Annotated in this window: 15 protein-coding genes; 5 read left to right on the top strand and 10 right to left on the bottom strand. The window is 68.9% G+C overall.

The features are described from left to right. Positions 1–71: 71 nt before the first annotated feature. The 4 genes from ACLJOK_RS14595 to ACLJOK_RS14580 form a co-directional block, all read right to left on the bottom strand. A complete protein-coding gene (locus ACLJOK_RS14595) occupies positions 72–1,328 on the bottom strand; it encodes an MFS transporter (RefSeq protein ID WP_410819075.1) in 1,257 nt (418 codons plus the stop codon). Continuing rightward, positions 1,325–1,912 carry a helix-turn-helix domain-containing protein gene (locus ACLJOK_RS14590; RefSeq protein WP_410819074.1) on the bottom strand — a complete coding sequence of 196 codons (588 nt, stop codon included), beginning with the start codon at positions 1,910–1,912 and terminating at the stop codon, positions 1,325–1,327. The genes ACLJOK_RS14595 and ACLJOK_RS14590 overlap by 4 nt, the downstream gene beginning before the upstream one ends. Before the next feature lie 9 nt (positions 1,913–1,921). Then, positions 1,922–2,215 carry a transposase domain-containing protein gene (locus ACLJOK_RS14585; RefSeq protein WP_410819072.1) on the bottom strand — a complete coding sequence of 98 codons (294 nt, stop codon included), beginning with the start codon at positions 2,213–2,215 and terminating at the stop codon, positions 1,922–1,924. A 526-nt stretch (positions 2,216–2,741) separates the two neighbouring features. Beyond that, positions 2,742–3,437, bottom strand: coding sequence for a hypothetical protein (locus ACLJOK_RS14580; protein ID WP_410819071.1), 696 nt, complete (start codon positions 3,435–3,437; stop codon positions 2,742–2,744). A gap of 123 nt (positions 3,438–3,560) precedes the next feature. Here ACLJOK_RS14580 and ACLJOK_RS14575 point away from each other — a divergent pair, with 123 nt between their 5' ends. After that, positions 3,561–4,028, top strand: a complete 468-nt coding sequence (locus tag ACLJOK_RS14575; RefSeq protein ID WP_410819069.1) for a hypothetical protein — start codon at positions 3,561–3,563, stop codon at positions 4,026–4,028. Between the two features lie 77 nt (positions 4,029–4,105). Next, positions 4,106–6,325 (top strand): ATP-binding protein, encoded by a 2,220-nt coding sequence (locus ACLJOK_RS14570; RefSeq protein ID WP_410819068.1) that lies wholly within the window; start codon positions 4,106–4,108, stop codon positions 6,323–6,325. Between the two features lie 155 nt (positions 6,326–6,480). Here ACLJOK_RS14570 and ACLJOK_RS14565 read toward each other — a convergent pair whose 3' ends face one another. The 4 genes from ACLJOK_RS14565 to ACLJOK_RS14550 form a co-directional block, all read right to left on the bottom strand. After that, the gene (locus tag ACLJOK_RS14565) at positions 6,481–6,717 is read right to left on the bottom strand and encodes a hypothetical protein (protein ID WP_410819066.1); all 237 of its coding nucleotides are present in this window, start codon (positions 6,715–6,717) and stop codon (positions 6,481–6,483) included. A gap of 334 nt (positions 6,718–7,051) precedes the next feature. Next, positions 7,052–7,204, bottom strand: coding sequence for a hypothetical protein (locus ACLJOK_RS14560; protein WP_410819065.1), 153 nt, complete (start codon positions 7,202–7,204; stop codon positions 7,052–7,054). Between the two features lie 480 nt (positions 7,205–7,684). Then, positions 7,685–8,671 (bottom strand): hypothetical protein, encoded by a 987-nt coding sequence (locus ACLJOK_RS14555; RefSeq protein ID WP_410819063.1) that lies wholly within the window; start codon positions 8,669–8,671, stop codon positions 7,685–7,687. Positions 8,672–8,738: 67 nt separating this feature from the next. After that, positions 8,739–10,691, bottom strand: coding sequence for a DNA/RNA non-specific endonuclease (locus ACLJOK_RS14550; protein WP_410819061.1), 1,953 nt, complete (start codon positions 10,689–10,691; stop codon positions 8,739–8,741). Positions 10,692–11,272: 581 nt separating this feature from the next. Between ACLJOK_RS14550 and ACLJOK_RS14545 the strand changes: the two genes are divergently transcribed. Continuing rightward, positions 11,273–11,524, top strand: coding sequence for a GNAT family N-acetyltransferase (locus ACLJOK_RS14545; protein ID WP_410819060.1), 252 nt, complete (start codon positions 11,273–11,275; stop codon positions 11,522–11,524). A gap of 120 nt (positions 11,525–11,644) precedes the next feature. Here the strand turns inward: ACLJOK_RS14545 and ACLJOK_RS14540 are convergent, their stop codons facing one another. Further along, positions 11,645–12,379, bottom strand: coding sequence for a class I SAM-dependent methyltransferase (locus ACLJOK_RS14540; RefSeq protein WP_410819368.1), 735 nt, complete (start codon positions 12,377–12,379; stop codon positions 11,645–11,647). A 1,119-nt stretch (positions 12,380–13,498) separates the two neighbouring features. Between ACLJOK_RS14540 and ACLJOK_RS14535 the strand changes: the two genes are divergently transcribed. Then, complete coding sequence (locus ACLJOK_RS14535) at positions 13,499–14,164, top strand: response regulator (protein ID WP_410819058.1); 666 nt, start codon at positions 13,499–13,501, stop codon at positions 14,162–14,164. A gap of 170 nt (positions 14,165–14,334) precedes the next feature. On the opposite strand, the gene ACLJOK_RS14530 is transcribed toward ACLJOK_RS14535, so the two are convergent. Continuing rightward, complete coding sequence (locus tag ACLJOK_RS14530; RefSeq protein WP_410819056.1) at positions 14,335–15,552, bottom strand: monooxygenase; 1,218 nt, start codon at positions 15,550–15,552, stop codon at positions 14,335–14,337. Positions 15,553–15,812: 260 nt separating this feature from the next. Here ACLJOK_RS14530 and ACLJOK_RS14525 point away from each other — a divergent pair, with 260 nt between their 5' ends. Further along, positions 15,813–17,957: an MMPL family transporter gene (locus tag ACLJOK_RS14525; protein WP_410819055.1), complete on the top strand. Its 2,145-nt coding sequence runs from the start codon at positions 15,813–15,815 to the stop codon at positions 17,955–17,957. Positions 17,958–18,160: the final 203 nt, after the last annotated feature.

Raw genomic sequence — 18,160 nt, 5'->3', positions numbered from 1 at the left:
TTCCTGCGCCCCTGGTCTGTCCCGGCCGTCGCCACATGACGGGCGGCGGTGGCCGGTGCCGCTTCGATCTCTCACAGCCGTCTCGCGGACGGTCGGGCATGGGCCGGCAGAGGTCCTTGACTCTGAGACGTCGAGTGTGGAAGGCCGGGACCTGTGCCACGGCTACGGAACAGTAGTGCCGCGAGCGCGGGGAGGGTGGCGGCGACGGCGATCGTCGCCCACGGCCCAGCGCCGGTGACCAGTACTCCACCTGCGGCGTAGGCCAAGGATCCGGCCAGCCCGTTCGCGGACGCCAGCCAAGCGAACGCGGTCAGCCGATGCCCGCCCGTCAGGTTCTCGCTCAGATCGGTCAGCAGGGCCGCTGCCGCCGGGGTGATGAACACGCCGGCGAGGAACGCCAGCGGGTACAGGGCCGGAGCGGACCGGGCGGCGAGCAGCAGGGCGAACCCGACAGCGCTGCCGAGCAGCAGCAGCCGGACCTGCCGGCGCACCGGCGCGCGCCACGACCGCGACCCGTACCACAATCCACCCACAACACTGCCCGCCGCCCACGTCGCGAGCACTGCCCCGCTGGCGGCCGAGGAGCTGAACGTGACCGCGACCGCGATCAGCGCGACCTCCACAAGACCGATCGCGGCCATCTGGACCGCCGCCACGCCCAGCCACGGGGAAAGCCGGATCAGCATCCGGCGGTCCGCAGCCTGCTCCGGCGCGTCCGGCAACGACTCCGGCGACGGGACGCGACGCTGCTGGATCAGCAGGGTGGTGGCGCCGGCAATCGGGAGCAGCGCGGTTCCGGCCAGGGCAGCCGTCGGGCTGCTCAAGACCACGACCAGCCCGACGAGGGCAGGCCCCAGTACGAACAGCACTTCAGTGCCCACGGTGTCCAGGCCGTACGCGGCGATGCGTTCCTGCGGGTCCTCGATGCTGGTCGCGATCGTGGCTCGCAGCGTTGCGCTCAGCGGCGGGATCGCCGCACCGGCCAGCACGACACCGGCCCAGAAGTTCCACGACTGCCACGGCAGGACGATGACTAACAGGCCGGTGCTGCTCAGGATCCCGGCGATCAGTAGGACGAGGTTGCCGTAGCGCTCGGCCAGCCGGGCGATCAGCGGCCCGCTCAGGCTCGCGCAGAGTCCGTAGGTGGCGGCGGCCGCGCCCGCAATGGCGAACCCGCCGTACCGCTGGTTGGCCAGCAGCAGGATGAGCAGCGGTGACATCGTCTGGGCTAGCCGTGCGACGAGTGCGCCGATCAGGGCCGCCAGAATCTGCCGGTTCGCGACCACTGCGGCGTAGCGGCGCAGGCCCGTCGTCTCGTTACCGGTCATTCGGCAGTCTCCGTCCCTGGTGCGGTCTGCGCGAAGCCGCGCACGGCCAGCCGGACCGGGCCGCGTCCGTCGCAGCGGGTCCGGCCCGCCTTCTCCACGTGGCGGCGGGTGATTTCCTCGACCGCCTCGCCCCAGGCTTCGAGTTCGGCGGGTGTCATGAGGACGGTCCGGGTGTGCACGGTGGTACTCGATGCCCAGTCGTCGCTCCCTGCCAGCGGTGACGCCAGGAAGCTGAGGAAGAGCCTGAGGTCGTGCCGGGCCGCGGCGCCGATCGCGTCCGTGCGGGCGCTGTCGGAGTCCGCGCCACCGGTCTTTCCTGGCAAGGGCGTCCGTACCTCGTCGAAGCGGCGTTGCCAGGGTCGCTGCCGGGTGTCTTCGGCAAGTGGAGAGCCCTGCTCCACTAGGCCCTGTTTGGCGAGCACGTGCAAGTGGTACGAGCAGGACTTGGGAGAGAGTTTGAGCTGCGCCGCGCATTCCGAGGCGGTCAGCCGGTCGTGGACGCGGAGCAGATCCAGGATCCGCAGCCGCGCGGGATGAGCCAGCGCGCGCAGCCCTTCGACATCTGTGACAGATGTGGAAGACATGTTCCGAATCTAACCGCAGCGCCGGATCCCCGCCACTGTTCGGCTGCGGCGGCAGGGCCAGCGATCAGGGTGACGCCAATCCGGCGACGGGGCCTGGGCCAGAGCCGGTGACGTCTGAGCGGCCACGGCGGGACCGCCGAGGCCGGAGACGAGTCTGGCCCAGACCTGGCGGTAGCCGGACTCGGCGAACAGGCCGACGGCCAGCAGCAGGTAGACCGCGACTCGTGACGGCAGGCCCCGGATCCGGGTCTGTGTCGTGCCGGTCGTGGCGAGGACGTCATCGACCATCTCGAACAGCACCACCTGCGTCAGCTCGAAGGGTGTCTTGTGAGGACAACCCCTCTTTAGCGGGAGTTCCGCTGTTCCATATGCATCGACACATCCGCTTGACATCTCGCCGCAACTGCTAACTGCGCCGCATTGGACATAGCGGTCGTCGTCGTGGGCCCTCTGCTGGGTTTGGCCGACGGCAGGCGCAGCGGGCCGTGGTGAGTGACGAGGTATCGGAAGAGCGGAATGGAGGGCGCAGAGGCTGTGAGTGCAGGCCTTCGCCATGTCATACCTCAGCCGCGTCACCGGTGCCGGACCGGCTACAACCGTTGCCGGGCAGCCGGCGGAGCGCGGCGTTACGTCTGGACAGTGAGCCGTAGCCTGCACGATCGTAGCGACGCGGCGTGGAGGTCAGGCGGTGTACATCGACATCGACGTGGGGGCCTGGGGGCCGCCCTGCTCGCGACAGGCGGTGCCGGAGTGGCGGTTTGGTAGGCGTTCAGCGAGTCCCGGACAACCCGGGCCCACTGCGAGTCACGAGCGTGTGCGGTGGCTGCGGCTAGCACCGGGAGCGTAGGTGGTTGTCTCGGTACCACGAGCAGACCTTTGTCACACCGGGCACCTCCGCCAGGTGTCGCCGGAGCCGCTCCTGCCCGTCTGCGGGAAGGTTGGAGCGGAATTGGATGGTGATGGTGGGGCCTTCATCGTCGCCCGCAGCGTCGACGCGCACGCCACCTTCCACGCCATAGCCGCCCCTGGCGGCACGGTGGACGAAGCGTTCAAACGTCGGCTCGGTCACCGTGAACTCGGAACTGGTGTGGACAATGAACCCGACCGGCGGGGACGTCAGCGCCGGGTAGATTCCCCCGGCCAGCGCCACGCCTGCAACGATTGCCAGCAACACGCCGACGAGCACCGACACACGTGCCCGCCGTGGTGCCCGCCGCGGATCCGCAACCGCAGCCAAGAAAATCAGGGCGGCCGGGAAGAGCATCACGAGGGATGCGCCCACGACCGCCAGGCAAAGCACCAGGACCCCAGCTGCCAGGCAGGCGTATTCGAACGGTTTACGACGCACAGTGAACAGGGGGATCGCTGTCATCACGGCCGGAAGCCACCCCATCCAAACGCCCGATGCGTTGCCCTGCGCGAGGTGCGACCAGCCAGCGGCAAGAGCGGAGGTTAGGAGCGCGGCCACGGCCAAAGCACGAGGCCACGCATGTGCCTCTTCCGTCGTCAGGTTCTGCCTGTTCACGGGAGGCATTGTGTCCTCCAGAGGTCATCAGGCCAAGGGTGCCAGCCGAACGAGGCCCTGCCTCGGGAACCGGGACCGGCGCCAGGGAAGTTCCGCGTGGAGCGGAACTGGCATCATGGCCGCATGCCGAGCGATCTCTGGGTGTCGATGCTCTCGCTGGGTGGCGTGGCCCTCGGCGGCGCACTGTCCTTCGGCGTGCAGCATCAGACCCAACGCTCGGCGGAGCGGGCCGAGGAGCGGCGGCGGGGTCTCGCTCTGGCGGAGGGCCGTCGCGCGGAACGGCTCGCCCAGCTTGAGAGGTTCATCGAGGTGACGGCCGAGGCGGAGCGGTGCGCGTTCAACCGTCCGACGAGCTGGACGGTCGGCGACGATTGGCTCGTCGAGACGCAGACTGTGATGAACCGGGTCTGGGTCTCGGAGCGCCTGATCCGGCTGACGTTCCCGCTCGCGGTGCATGAGGCGGCGCGGGTCTACTTTCTCGACCTCAACCTCGTCGTCTGGGAGGGGCTGCCGGACGGGGAAAGCGTCCGGGACTATCTCGAAGCAAACCGCCTGGCGTTCCTCGACGCGGCGAGGGTGGCTGTCGGTTGAGTGGCGTCAGAGGGCGTGGTGGCCCGCGTCGTGTCGCCGGAGACGGAGTTCCTGGCCGGCATGTGACGCTGCTGCTGGTGACGGTGTCGAGTCTGCTCTCAGTCGTGCTGGCTGTCGTGGTCAACGTCGCGACCGGCGGTGAACTGCCCGAGCCGGTCGCGGCGTACGGATGGCTGGCCTGGCCCACGGTCGCCGTCCTGGCCCTCACCGGGGTCGGTCTCGCCCTGTGGCAGCACCGGCTGGGACAGGCCAGCCAGCCTTCGGCGTCACCGGTTCCCCCGCCTGCGGACGACCCGGCTCCGCTGAGTGAACTTCCGGTCGCGCCCCGACTCGTCGGCCGCGAGGCTGAGCTGGCTGCTGTCGAGGAGCTGGTCGGGGCGGGAGCGCAGGTCGTCGTCATCTCCGCAGCGGGGGGCACGGGAAAGTCGGCGCTGGCCCTGTCGTACGCCCACGGGGTCCGTGAGCACTTCCCGGACGGCCAGTTGTACGTCGCCCTGGGCGGCGCCAGTGCCACTCCCGTGCCACCACAGGAAGCCCTGATCCGGTTGCTGCGGGCGGTCGGCCGCGACGCTGAGGAACGGCGGGGCACGCTTGACGAGTTGTCCTCGCGCTTCCGCTCAACGGTCGCCGACCGACGGCTCCTCGTCCTGCTCGACGATGCCGTCGACGCGGCGCAGGTGCGACCGCTGATCCCCGCGGGCGCGGGTTGTCTCACACTGGTCACGAGTCGCCGGCTCATCGCCGATCTGCCGGGAGCCGCGGTCCTGACCCTCGACGCGCTATCGCCCGGGCAGGCACTGAAGCTGTTGACCGCCACGATCGGCGCGGACCGTGTCGCGGCCGACCCCTCGGGCGCACGACGGCTGGTCGAGATCTGCGCGGGGCTACCGCTTGCGGTGCGCATCGTCGGATCTCGGCTCCGGGTCCGACCAACCTGGACTCCGTCCGCTCTCGCCGACCGCTTGGCGGACGAGAACCGTCGGCTCGACGAGCTGCGGCTGGGCGACGGGGCAATCAGGTCTACCTTCCAGTCCACGTACGACGAGTTGAGCGACGTGGACCGGCTGGTGTTCCGGCGAGCCGGGGCGCACCCGGGTGTGGTGTTCGGCGTCGAGTCGGCGGCCCGTCGGTGCGGACTTGATCGACGGATCGTGCAGGATGCCCTGGACCGGCTGGTGGACGCCTTCCTGATCGAGGCGCCGACACCGTCGAGTTATCGGCTGCACGACCTCCTGCGGTTGTTCGCCGCTGAGATGCTGGAGCGGGAAGAGACGCCCGGCGACCGTATTGCCTGCCTGATCCGGCAGCTGGATTGGCTGCGGGACCTGGCCGTATCCGGTGGCGACGTCGCGTATGAACGCGACAACATTCTGGCCGTGCTGCGCACCGCGGTTGCGGAGGGACTCACCGATCAGGCGTGGGCACTGGTGGAGGCGGTGCACCCGCTGCTGACCGCAGCCGACGACCACACTTACCGGCTACAGCTGTGGCGCTCGGCAGAGCGGGCGGCAGCCGATGACCGGAGAAGAGTGCGGGCACTGCGATGGATTTCGCATTCCTACGGACTGGCCGGCGAGGTCGAGCGTGAGCTGACCACCGCGCGGGAGGCCGTCGCAGTCGCCGAGCGACTCGACGATCCGGGAGAGCTGGCACAGACCACGCGCCGGCTGGGCGAGGCGCTGCGGGCGCACGGCCGTCCGGACGAGGCGGAAGGGCAGCTGCTCCATGCCCTGCGACTCTTCCAACGATCGCACGCGGTCGAGGAGGAGATCGAGGTTCGCTCCGCCCTGGGCGTCCTCTACAACACCCTTCGTCGTCCCGAGCGCAGCATCCCCATGCTGGAACGAGCGGCAGCGCTCCTTTCGGCGCCGGAGACAGCCTTGCACGGCTACGTGCACCTGGGGTTGGCTGCAGGACACAAGCTCGCCGGCCACCCGACGGAGGCGTCTGCCCTGACGACGCGGGCCTTCAGCATCGCCGACCGTCTGGGCGACGAGTTCCTCCGCGGATACTGCCTCCACGAGCGTGGCTGGCTCGCCGTGGAGGACGAGCGGCACCGTGACGCCGAGAAGGACTTCCGCGCCATGCTGGAGATCTTCCTACGGATCCGGCATGGCGCCGGGGTAGGCGCGGCGCACCAAGCCCTCGGATCAGTCGCCGAAGCTCAGGGTCGCCGGGACGAGGCGGTCCAGGCGTTCCGGGCGGCGATCGACGAATACGAAAGGCTGGGCAACAGGAACCTCGCCGACGAGGCCCGGAGCGCCCTGTCTGCGCTGGACTTGCCCCGACGATCGTGACCAATACCCAGGGCTGTACCGCCCTGGCAGGCCCATGGGCGTTCCGCGGTGCCGGCAGGGCGTCGGCTCCAAGGCAGCAGCGGCAGGTGGGGAGCCGACGATCGTCAGCCCCCACCTACTCGCCGCATTCGGACAATTGGGCGATGCTGCTGGCGTCAGCGCCCGGTGGAAACGACGTTTGAGGATTTGCCGTTCTGCTCGTCGCGCTTCAGGCGCTTCGCAGTCTGCTTCTCCTTTGTCGTCTTACCCTTCTTCTTGACGTTCGCCTTGCTCGTCGAGTCCTTGGACATGTTCGAACCTCCTGGCGCAGGTCGGTGAACGTGCAGCGTGGTACTCGCCTGATCGCGGCGTGCAGGTGGCGGACGATCCGCGGCGGTCGCGAAGTCCTTCACTGCACGCTGACCCTACGCTGTTCCAGCTCTTGCCGACGCTGAGAAGTGCATCGACGATGGTCGGGCGTAGATCGTGTCGTCCCGCCGACACGAACCCCCATCCCTACGGTAGGCGGGTCGTGATGGGTCGTTTTCTCGGTGACCGTAGGTCCCATGGTGGGGGAGTGGGCTACGGCGGGGTCCTGGCGACGGACTGTCGGCCTGCCCCCGTTCATCCCCCCGAGAAACTCGCCTGCGGCTAACGACCAGTGACAAGAATGCGATGGGTGCCCTTGTCGGAGGGCGATCAAGGCTGAGCTTCGACGGCGTCGCGGCTGCCGCGACGGTGAGCAGTTCAACGTAGAGCTTCCTGGGCCTCGGTGAGGAGGCGGGTGTGGTCGTCGCCTTGGGCGGACGCCGCGTTGTAGACGGCGTCGATCGCGGCTGCCAGTGGGTCGTCGTTGACCAGCGCGGTCAGGGCGGGGAATGCGGCGGCCTGCTGGAGCATCTCGGTGGCACCCTGCGCGCCGAACGCTTTCGGGCTCGGTCCGGGATGGTGGTGCGGGGAACCTCGGGGTCGGACAGCAGCCGGCGGAACGCGGCGGCACCACCCTGTTCGATGAAGGCGCGGGGCAGTGGACGGCTGTCCTCGGCGGCGGCGAGAGCATCGGCGATCCAGCCGAGTTGCTCCAGCCCGGCCACCCGAATCGCGCGGCGGACCGCCCAGCAGGTGGTCCCAGATCAGGCGGAGGGCGACGGCGTGCCGGCCCCGCAATGCCTCGTGTCGCAGCGTCACGCCGTTGGGGCCGGTCGTCAGCCGTACCGTTGTGGGCTCGTCGTTCGGCAGGGTTGTCAGCGGGTCGGGGAAGATCGGTGTGCCGGTTTCTGCGCCCAGCCGCGATGCTCGGTGCCGGCCAGCACGGTGCGCCAGGAGGTCTCCTCGCTTACCGCCCAGATGCATGACGACGCAGCGCTCCGTCCGGCCGCGCTACTGCAGCAACTCGGCGTGTGGATGCTCCGGCGATACCGGACAGACGTAGAGCTGCAGGTTGAACCCGGCGATAGATACCAGGCTCGGCCGCGCCGGGTCCGGGTATACCTCACGCGTGGCGTCGTCTCTGTCCTCGTAGGGGATCCAGCTGTGTTTGCTGTCGTCCCACTCGCTCGAGGCGATCGTCAGCAGCGGCTCGAGCGGTGTTCCGCAGCTCTGGCAGGGCAGCGGACGAGGGTCAGTGAAGCTCCAGGGCGCCCAGCCGCCGACCTTCCAGCCCGGCGCAACGGACAATTCGTACTGGTAGAACGCCGACTCTGCCTGGTCGTACGCGCTTTCCGGGGCAGCGCCGGCTTTCTGCCGAGCGCTCCATTGCTCCACCTGCTCGCGCAGGCCCTGCTCCAGCTCCAGCGGGGCGGGATATTCCGTCACCTGCTCAGGATGGATGAGGCACGGTTGCGGCACGTAACCCTCATGTTGGACCGCAACGGGTTGCGGGGGAGAGGCGACCACGTCGGTGAGCCGGGTCGAGGAGCGCCAGAACAGCGCCGTCTTAGGTATCTGCTGCTCGGGGTGGTCGAATGGGCACCACAGCACCTGCAACATGTCCGCCTGCTCGGGCACACGTAGCTGGGGCACGTCGCGAAGATAGAGCTGGGCGACGGGCAGCAACGCCACTGGCTCCTCGGGCCAGGGGCGGCCACGATCAATACGGTCCACGACCTCCTGCTCCTGCGGCGTGAACAGCATGTCACCGGCAGGACGCTTGTTCGCCGCCGTCATGAGCTGCCGCAGCAGTCTCACATCCTGCACCGTTGTCGCCGGTCGGCTGTCCGGCTGGTGCGGACCATCGCAGAACGGCCACGCCTCGCTGACCGGCCACAGCAGCGGCCCGCCGACCGAGCTGCCGCGGACAGACGGTGAGCCGGGACGTGGGTGCAGACGTGTCGTCGTGCGTGCCAGCGGCACCAGTTGCGGGAACACCACCGCGATGTCGGCCGGCCGTGGCGGGGTGCTGCGGGGGGCGCCGGCTGCTGATGGCCCGGGACCGTCAGTTTCCAAGGTTGACCACCGCTCCGTTAACCGTCCGAGTGTTGGGCACGATACTGCCGCTGAAAAGGGGCTGTGTCGTGCCGTCGGCCCTCTGGACGGTAGCGCTCATGGTGACCGACGTCGGGATGGTGCTGGTGGCGTCGCGGTACTGCGCTGTCACCTCGTAGTACACCGCCTCGCCGGCGTCCAACCGTCCCACCGCTGTCTGGGCGGTCTGCTCATATGTGCGCATGCTGGGCGTGCCGGTGTTCATGCCCACCTGCCAGCAGGGGACCAGATTGACCGCAATGCCCTTGCCTCCGAGGACATTGGCGACGAGGTGGCACCGGGCGAGGCTGCCGCCGCCGTTTCTGGTAGCGAACGATTGGGCGTCCTGCCAGCCGGTGATGTCTCCCTGAGCGTCGGTTCCCGTCGCGGCGGGCTTGGTGATGCAGGCGGTCGCCTGGCTGGCCCGAGCACCGGGACCGCCTGGAGGAGTGGTGGTCTTGTTGCGGTGGGCCACCGGTTGTGTGGCGTTTACGATCCACCCGCCGCCGCTGCCCTGCGCGCCCGCCGGACGGGAACTCACGCATGTGCTTCTGCTGGGCGACGGGGAGGCGGTAGCCGGTGCGGGCGATGCGCTGGCGCTCGGCGCGGCCGTGGGCGTCGGCTGCAGGCGGGTGCGGGCGTCGTCGAGCCACTCTTGCAGCTCATCGAGGATCCGCTGGACTTGCACGCGTGTCACCGCACGCGCCAGCACCTGAGCCTGCGCCGCGTAGACGTGCGCGCCGCGCTGAGCGCGGGCCCGCAGGTACCAGCTGGTCCAAGCGGGGGACACGTTGGTGCAGCTCAGTTGGCCAGTGCCGTTGACCGGCAGGGTGCCTGTGGTGGTGCAGCCGCCGACTGGTCTGCCATCACCGGTCATCGTGACGGTCATGGTGGCGCTGGCGGACTTGGGCGTCTGCAGGTCCTTGCCCACGAAGCGGCTGCTGATGGTGACGGTTATCCGGCAGGCGCCGGGACCGCATCCGGTGAAGCGGGCGCTGCCTTTGGCCGTGAATTGGTAGGACAGGTCGAACGAACTCTCCAGCTCCTTGGCATTTCTGGTCAGGTCGCGGAACAGGGCATCCACCTCGGGTTGCCCCATGTCGGCCACGCGGATCCGTCCGGGCAACGTCGGCGCCGCAGGTGCCGTCCGCCGCCAGCTGACCTGTAGCGAACCGCCACTGTGGGCCCGAGCCGTGGAGGCGTGTGCGGCGCCTTGCAGCGTCGGCATGCCGGGCAGTGACGGCAGGCTCGGCAACGGCGGCAGACTTGGTAGATCAGGGGCTGAGGGAGCACCGGTCCTGGTCGGGAAGGCCGGTAGGCTCGGCAAGGACGGAAGTGACGCACCTCCCTCCTTGGACACGATCTGCACCAGCCGATGCGGACGCTGTGTGCTCACGAAGATTTCGGCCTGAGAGGTGGTGGCCTTCCACGTCGTCACCCCTTCCACCGGCGTTGTGTCACCTGAACGCGGGAAAGTGGTGCCGTCGGCGCGGAGGCGTTCGTCGACGGCGCCAGCGAGGGATCGGGGCGTGAGAGCCCGCTGAGCGGCGGGGCCGGCTGCGGCTCCTCCGGTGAGCCACTTACCGGTCAACAAACTCGACTGCGCGCCGGTGGTGCCAGGGACCGCGAAGCCGTCGGGGAAGCGGACATAGGCCGTGCCGCCGATGCTCAAACTCTGCACGATGATCCCGCCGAGTGCCATCGTGCTCAGCGACTGGCCGGCGCTGGTCGCGCGCGTGGTGACCGCCATGCCCCCCAGATCTGACGTGTACTGCAGCCCGGGTGCCTGCCGCATCGCTTCTATGGCCGCGGCGAAAGCGTCTTTGGTGCTCACCTCGATCTTTTTGTCTCCGCCGGTACAACCGGTAACTGCTAACAGGGCCACCGAGATGCCGCACAGAAGGGCCTGCCGCCGCCCGCTCATGATGTCCTCCCCGTTGGACCGACTGAGCCGCGAAACGCCAACGGTAGAGAAGGACACCCGTGAACGCTGTCTGTTACCTGACGACCTTTCACGAAAGAGGCGGTGGGGGCCCTTGCGGTTGATGCGCTGCCAGGCTGGCAGGTGACCTGCCGTCCAGCACGCCGAGCGGCTGTGGCAGGCGACGTACGCCGCAAGCGCGACGTGTAGCGCCGCCAGTCGCGTTGCCGAGAGCCCCATGTGGAAGCCGTTGTCGGAGCTGAACCGAGACTCCTGCTGAGGACGTGCGGTGCACAGGTGTGCGCCATTTAGCCCACAAGAAACCGCATCCTGTCCGGATAGCGGCAGTGAATGCTCTCAGCATCGCTCGGCGCGGCAGGGCATCGATCGAGCCGTCCACCCTGCGATAGTTGCGCGCCGAACCAGCCTGCTGGCGGGCTAGGTTCATGCCCGTGATTCGTTCCTTCTCCTCGGACGACTACGAGGCGGTGTGCGCCGTGTGGACGGCCGCAGGCCGCGAGACGTTGCCGCGCCACGAGATCACCGACCCGTCGCTGATGGTGGTGGCGTAGGACGGTGACCGGGTGTGCGGGGTTGTGATGGGCACCTTCGACGGCCGGCGGGGCTGGATCCTGCGCCTGGCGGTGCACCCGCAGCACCGGCGGCGCGGTATTGCGACGCGGCTGGTTGCGGAACTCGAGGTGCGCCTGCGCCGCATCGGCTGCCCGCGGGTGAACCTGCTGGTGCTGCCGGACAACGCGGCCGGGCTGGCGTTCTGGCAACGGCTCGGCTACCTGCCGTGCCCGGACGTGCTGTGCACCAAGCCACTCGTCTGACGGCAGAGCATGTGGCTCGGCTACGCCGATGTGCGGGCGACGGCTGAGACGGCTGGGGACCTTCCCGAACATCTCACCCGCCCGTCTGGAGCACGGCTGAGTCGGGGTCGGCGCCGACGGTCAGCGCAGAACGAGCAGATCCAGGACGTCGATCAACGGTCCGGTGGCAGTTCGTGCGGCGGCGTGCAGCCGTTCAAGGCCTTTCGCGTAGGCATCATCGCTGATCAGCTGTAACAAGGTGTGCGCCTCGCGGCGTAGCCCGGTGGCGGCCTCCGGCAGCGAAGGTGCGGAGACCTGCGCGACCGGCTCGAGTCCGGCGGTGGTGAAACCTGAGGTGGCGAACGCGGCCTCGATGGTGGCCACGCTCGGGTAGCTGTCGTTCAGCGCGGTGATTGTCTCCGGCCAGAAGCGACACAGGTTGATGCCCTCGTGGCGGCCCGGAAACGCGGAACGGATGAAGACCGGGGCTCCGGGTTTCGCAACCCGGCGGATCTCACGGGCGGCAGCGGGCAGGTCGGGAATGTGGTGCACGACGGTGGAAAGCCAGACCGCATCGATGCTCGCGTCGCCGGCCGGGATGTCGGCGGCGTCGCCGGCGAGGACCGGCGCGCAGACAGCACGGCCACGCATCGCGGGGGATGGTTCGACGGCGAGCACGTCAGTGGCGGGCCACCACGTTTGGAACGCCTGTGACCAGCTTCCGGTGCCGCAGCCCAGGTCGAGCAGGCGCATGCCCGGCTGCGGATCCAAGTACCGGGTGATCGCCTCCCGCCACGCACCAAGCGCACCGTCGTGGAGGTGGCGGGTCGCCTGGAACGCGGCGGCGTCGGCTTCGTCGTACGCGATAAGTGCCATGCACCAACCCGACCCGGCTGCGATGACGCTGCGCAAGAGCGACGTGGATCGCTTCACATCACAGTCTCGCCGGCCCCCTTCGATTCGGGCGAGGAGTTGAGCCGTCCGGCTGCGCCGCAGCCACTGGATGACTCGATAGGGGTTGTCGGTGTCGGTCAGCACGCTGTGCAGGGCCACAAGTGCCGCCGGGAGCGCGGGTGAGAGCACGTCAGTCAGGCGAGCGGCGAGGGTGCAGCTGGGGCACCTGCCGTCCGGCAGAAGGTCGTTGGGCGCACCGCAGGTCTTGCAGTCTGGTGCCGGCTGGCCGGGGGTGCAGCAGGTCGCGCACAAGTCGGAGCCGTCGCCGGTGCGTCCGATGATGATGCGGCGGCGTGCGCATGACGCGCAGACCCTCGGGTTCGCACGGCGGGAGCGGGCGCGGTGGGACCCAGCGCTGTCCTGTCGGCCTGCCCCCGGTTACCCCCCGAAAACCCCCGGCTGCCGTTGACAAACTGTGACAAGAAGCGATCACTGCTTGATCGTGTCTGTGCAGCTCAAGGCCTATTTTTGACAGTCAATGACAAGCTCGATTCAGTCACGGATGGTAACAAGGGGTTTTGGCAAGCTGAGCGCATGGTCCCAAGTCCGCGTCGCAGTCTCGTGCCGCAGAAGCGGGGCGCGACGAGCTTGGCCGCAGCGGACTGCAAGTTGACGGACTTCGCCGCCCAGCTTAGAGCGGTCGCGCAGGGGAGTTCACTTGCCGCCGCCGGAGTCGAGCGCCGCCAACTACACGACAAACTCGACGCCGCCGCCACCGTCATCGCAGCCCTGACCAACGAACGCTGCTCTGCGACGACAGGCCATGAACTCCTCCGCTCGCATCGTCCCACTCATCAGTGACCACGGAAGGGTGACGGCAGAGCAGCAGCACTTCGTCCGGATTTGCCGATGTGAGTGCGTTGGCTGGCGGAGGCAGACGGAGAGATTGTTGTTCATCCTTCGTTGAAAAGCGGCGTGAAACCGGCACGCTCGCCGTGCAAGTCCGTCTGAGTTCCGTTTCTAACGGTCGTTTCAGGTTCGCTCGGTATGAACTGGGCATCGCCGGGCGACGCGGGTCTCGACCCTGAAGGGCAGCCATTCGTGATTTCTGTGCTCGTGGTGGACGCCCAGCCGCTGCAGCGCCTCGGGTTTCGTGTGCTGCTGGAGTGCACCCCCGACACCGAGATCGTCGGCGAGGCCGGCAACGGCGCCGAGGCCGTTCGGCGGATCACCGAGCTGCGCCCCGACGTGGTGCTGATGGACATCCGTATGCCGGGCGTCGACGGGATCGAGGCGACCCGGCGCATCGTCGCAGCCGGTGGGCGTTCGCGGATCCTGGTGCTGACGACGTTCGACGTGGAACGGTATGCGTTCGCCGCGCTGCGGGCCGGGGCGAGTGGTTTCCTGCTCAAGGACATCGGCCCGGAGGAGCTGCTCGCCGGCATCCGGGCCGTCGCCGCTGGGGACGCGGTGATCGCGCCGGCGCTGACTCGGCGGCTGCTCGACGCGTTCGCCGACCGGCTCGACGATGACCTCTGCGGACCCGTGCGGAAGGATCCCCGGCTCAGCTTCCTGACCCACCGCGAGCGCGAGGTCCTCGTCGCCATCGGCCAGGGCCTCACCAACGGCGAGATCGCGCAACGGTTCACGCTGTCGGAGTCGACGGTGAAGACCCACGTCGGGCGGGTCCTCGCCAAGATCGGCGCACGGGACCGGATCCAGGCGGTCATCCTCGCCTACAACCTGAGACTCACCCGGCCGGTCTAGCATTTCATCTCGCGCGTCAGTCGAGGGCGCGACCGTAGTTCCCAGCCGCTCCGCTGCCGGGTCCGCCTGCAGCCCTCCACGTCACCGCCCGTTCAGTGCGGACGTGTGTGAGCTCAGAGCCGTTTCTCGGCTCGTCGACCTCGGTCTGCTCACACACGTTCGACGCTTCCTCAGGACTTGCGGGGGGAGACCGTCATGATGCCCGCGCACATCTCGTCGCTGGTGCCGTCGCCCCACACCACGTAGCGGGGCGGCAGCCTCTTCAGCTGCGGCAGCTGTCTGCGCAGCCTCGCGTCGTGCGTACACGTCACCCGCAGCGTGTCCCCCGGACCGATCTCCACCGGCGACGGCAACTTCATCAGCCGCTGGTTGTCGAAGTCGAACTGCGGCACGTCGAGCACGACCTTGGCGTTCGGCGTGCCCGGGTTGAGTTCGACCTTGATGGCCCGCCCGAGCAGGTGCATGTGGCCGAAACCGGCGAACAGCGTCATCGGCGCCGGCACCTTCTGGTCGCAGCTCTGGGTGTTACCGGGCTTCGGCACGCCGCCCGGGTTGCATTCCTCCACCTGACGGTCCGCCGACTCGCCGACATCCGCTCCGAACCGCTTCGTCACGTCCGCGATTGAGGCCGCCCGGTTACAGAGCGGACCCGACTCGTCGGCGGCGCAGGGCAGGTCGGTCGGCGCGTCGAGCGACCACGTTTCGAGTTCCCGGGTTTGGGGCGTGCCGTCCGTCAGCCGCAGCCGCACCGCCGAGCGGTCCGACCCGGCCGGTTTGCCGTCGGTCGCGAGCAGGTTGTAGTGGATCTGGAGGATGATCAGGCTGCCCGGCCCCAGCTTGAAGCCGATGTCCTGGTCGAGCAGCGTCTCCGTGGCGCCCGGCGCCCAGGTGTCCACCCACGTCGCGCCCTGGTCGTCGCCCTCCACGTCGGCGCCGGGCACGCCGGTCCCGCCGAAACACTGCCAGCCGAGGCCGGGCGTCTTCGCGTCCTGCTTGCGCACCAGGGCAGCGCGGTCCGGCGGCACCGCGTACACGATGGCGTGGTGCGCGATGGCGACGTTCTCCGGTGCGAATTGGGACCCGGTCACGAATGCCGTCTTGGTCAGGCCCGGATCGATCACCTGGCACCGGTACTCGTCCGTGCCGCCGCCCTCCGGCGCCGTAGGCGTGTAGCCCTCGGCCATCTTCAGGTCCAGGAACCGCTCGCCGGCGCGCAGCGACTGCGGTGGAGCCGACGACGCGCCCGCGTGCATGCTGTGCGGGCCGGCAGCTGGGGGCGCCCCACTGTTGTCGGCGTCCGACCCGCAAGCGGCGACAGCAGCGAACGCTGTCACCAGCGTCATGGCGCCCGCCGCGAACTTCCACCGTGGACTGTCAAATGTCCTCATAGCCCGGACGCTAGGACAGATTCCGTCTCGTTTCGTCGTACCGCGGTCGTCATCGTCGGGTGGGAGGTGGTACCGCAGTACCACTCCCGGAGCGCCGTTCGACACCCGCACGAGAGCCGTGCCGCGATGCTCATCCGGTCCGACGGCTGTGTCGCCCGGGCCTTGCCAACCGGTCTGATCACCGGATTAACGGTCGTCTCAGATTCGCTCGGTACGAAGTTGGCCTCAGACAAGCGATGCAACCCGTCAGGAGGCAATCGATGTCAGTCAACGCAGCGCCGCCCAGGGAAGCGCCGCCCGGTCGGTTGGCAGGCCGGTGGGTGCCGTGGCTGGTGATCGGCTTGTGGCTGGCGCTCGCGGCGGTCATGGTGCCGTTGAGCGGAAAATTGAGCTCGGTCACCACCGACAAAGCCGTGGACACCCTGCCGGCCAGCGCCGAATCCACCAAGGTGGCGGTGCTGGAGGACAGTCTCCCCGGCGGCGAGAACAACACGTTCGCCTTCGTGTACCACCGCGCCGGCGGCATGACCGACGCCGACCGCGCGACGGTCGAGCGCCTTTACAACACCCTTGCCGAGCGGTACCCGCCGAAGGTGGCGGCCGGCGAGGACGACGAGGGCCCGGCGACGAGACTCTCCACCGACGGCAAGGCGATGATGTTCACCCTCGACGTGAGCACGACCTACGGCGCACCGGAGGCCATCGTCGGCCCGTTGCGTGACGCCGCGAAGGACCGCCCCACCGGCCTGGAACTCGACGTGACCGGCCCGGCCGCGATCGACGGCGACATGGACGCTGTCTTCGACGGCATCGACCTCCAGGTCTTCCTCACCACCGTCGTCGTCGTCACGCTCTTGCTCATCCTCACCTACCGAAGCCCGGTGTTGTGGTTCATCCCGCTCGTGGCCGTGGGCGCGGCCGCACTGACCGCGATGGCGACCGTCTACCTGCTCGTCAAGGGCTTCGGCATCGTGGTCAACGACCAGAACTCGGCGCTGCTGACGATCCTGGTATTCGGCGTCGGCACGGACTACGCGCTGTTGCTCATCGCTCGATATCGGGAGGCACTGCACCACCACGAGAACGTCCGGGTTGCGATGGTCCACGCGCTACGCGGCGCGGCGCCGGCCATCGTCGCGTCCGCGGCCACCGTGATCGCCGGCCTGCTCTGCCTGCTCGTCGCGGACCTGAACAGCACCAGCGGGTTGGGCCCGATCGGCGCGGCCGGCATCCTGTGCGCGCTGGTGGCCATGCTGACGCTGTTCCCGGCGGTGCTCGTAGTGCTCGGCAGGCGAATCTTCTGGCCGGCCATCCCGCGGTTCAGCACAGCAGTGCAGGACAAGCCGGGGCTGTGGGGACGACTCGGCACCGCCATCAGCCGCCGACGGTGGGTGGCGACGCTCAGCTCACTCGGAGTCCTCGGCGTGCTCGCCATCGGTCTGACGGGTAACACCGGCGCCCTACGAGAGCAGGACCAGTTCCTGTCCGCGCCGGAGTCCGTCACCGGCTTCACCGTCCTCCGCCAGCACTTCCCGGAGCTCGGCGGCCAGCCGATGACGATCTATACGCGGCCGGCGTACCAGGAGCGGGTGGTCGACATCGTCAAGCGCACTCCCGGCGTGGCAGAGGCCGTCCCGGGCCAGACCGTCGGAGGCTGGGCCGACATCTCCGTGTTCCCGACCGACGCGCCGGACACCGCCGCGGAGTACGACACGATCAAGCGGGTGCGCACCGCTGTGCACGCGGTGAACGGGGCGGAGGCGATCGTCGGCGGGCCGAGCGCGGAGAACCTCGACACCGAGGTGACCACCAGCCGCGACGAGAAGCGGGTGATCCCGCTGGTGCTCGCCGTCGTCCTGATCGTCCTCGGGCTGCTGCTGCGCGCGATCGTGGCCCCGCTGGTCCTGATGGCGACTGTGATTGTCTCGTTCGCGGCGGCCTTCGGCGGCAGCGTGTTCGTCTTCGACACGATCCTCGGGTTCGAAGGTATCGACTATTCGGTGCCGCTGCTGGCATTCCTGTTCCTGGTGGCGCTCGGCGTCGACTACAACATCTTCCTGGCCAGCCGGGCCCGGGAGGAGACCGTGCGGCTCGGCACCCGAGAGGGCATGCTGAAGGCCCTGTCGGCCACCGGTGGCGTCATCACCTCGGCAGGGCTGGTCCTGGCGGCCACGTTCGCGGTCCTCGCCACACTTCCGCTGGTGATGCTCATCGAGGTCGGGTTCCTGGTCGCCTTCGGCGTGCTGCTCGACGCCCTGCTGGTGCGGTCGGTCCTGGTGCCCGCCCTCACCCTCCTGATCGGCCGGCGGATCTGGTGGCCGAGCCGGCTGTCCCGTCCAGCGGCAGGGCCGCCGATCGGTCGACACACGCTCGCCGACGAGGAGGAGCCCGCGCTGCAGCGGTGAGCGCGGCGGCACGGACGAGAAACGGGACGGGCATCCAGCCCGTCCCGTGTCCTTTCGTGGGCCCGACGGCCGCCACCCTCCGGTCCTGCGCGACGCGCCGGGCCTGGGGTCGGCGCACCGCGGTGTCCGGCCCCGAAGGTGAACGGCGCGGGGTCATGCCCGAAGGCGGCCGTCTCTTGTCCTGCGCCGCACCGCCGGGACGG

Source organism: Micromonospora sp. 050-3 (genome assembly GCF_046549335.1).
Classification (GTDB): Bacteria; Actinomycetota; Actinomycetes; order Mycobacteriales; family Micromonosporaceae; genus Micromonospora; species Micromonospora trifolii.
The sequence above is the reverse complement of the archived record's forward strand: the minus strand, read 5'-3'. Positions and strand labels throughout refer to the sequence as shown.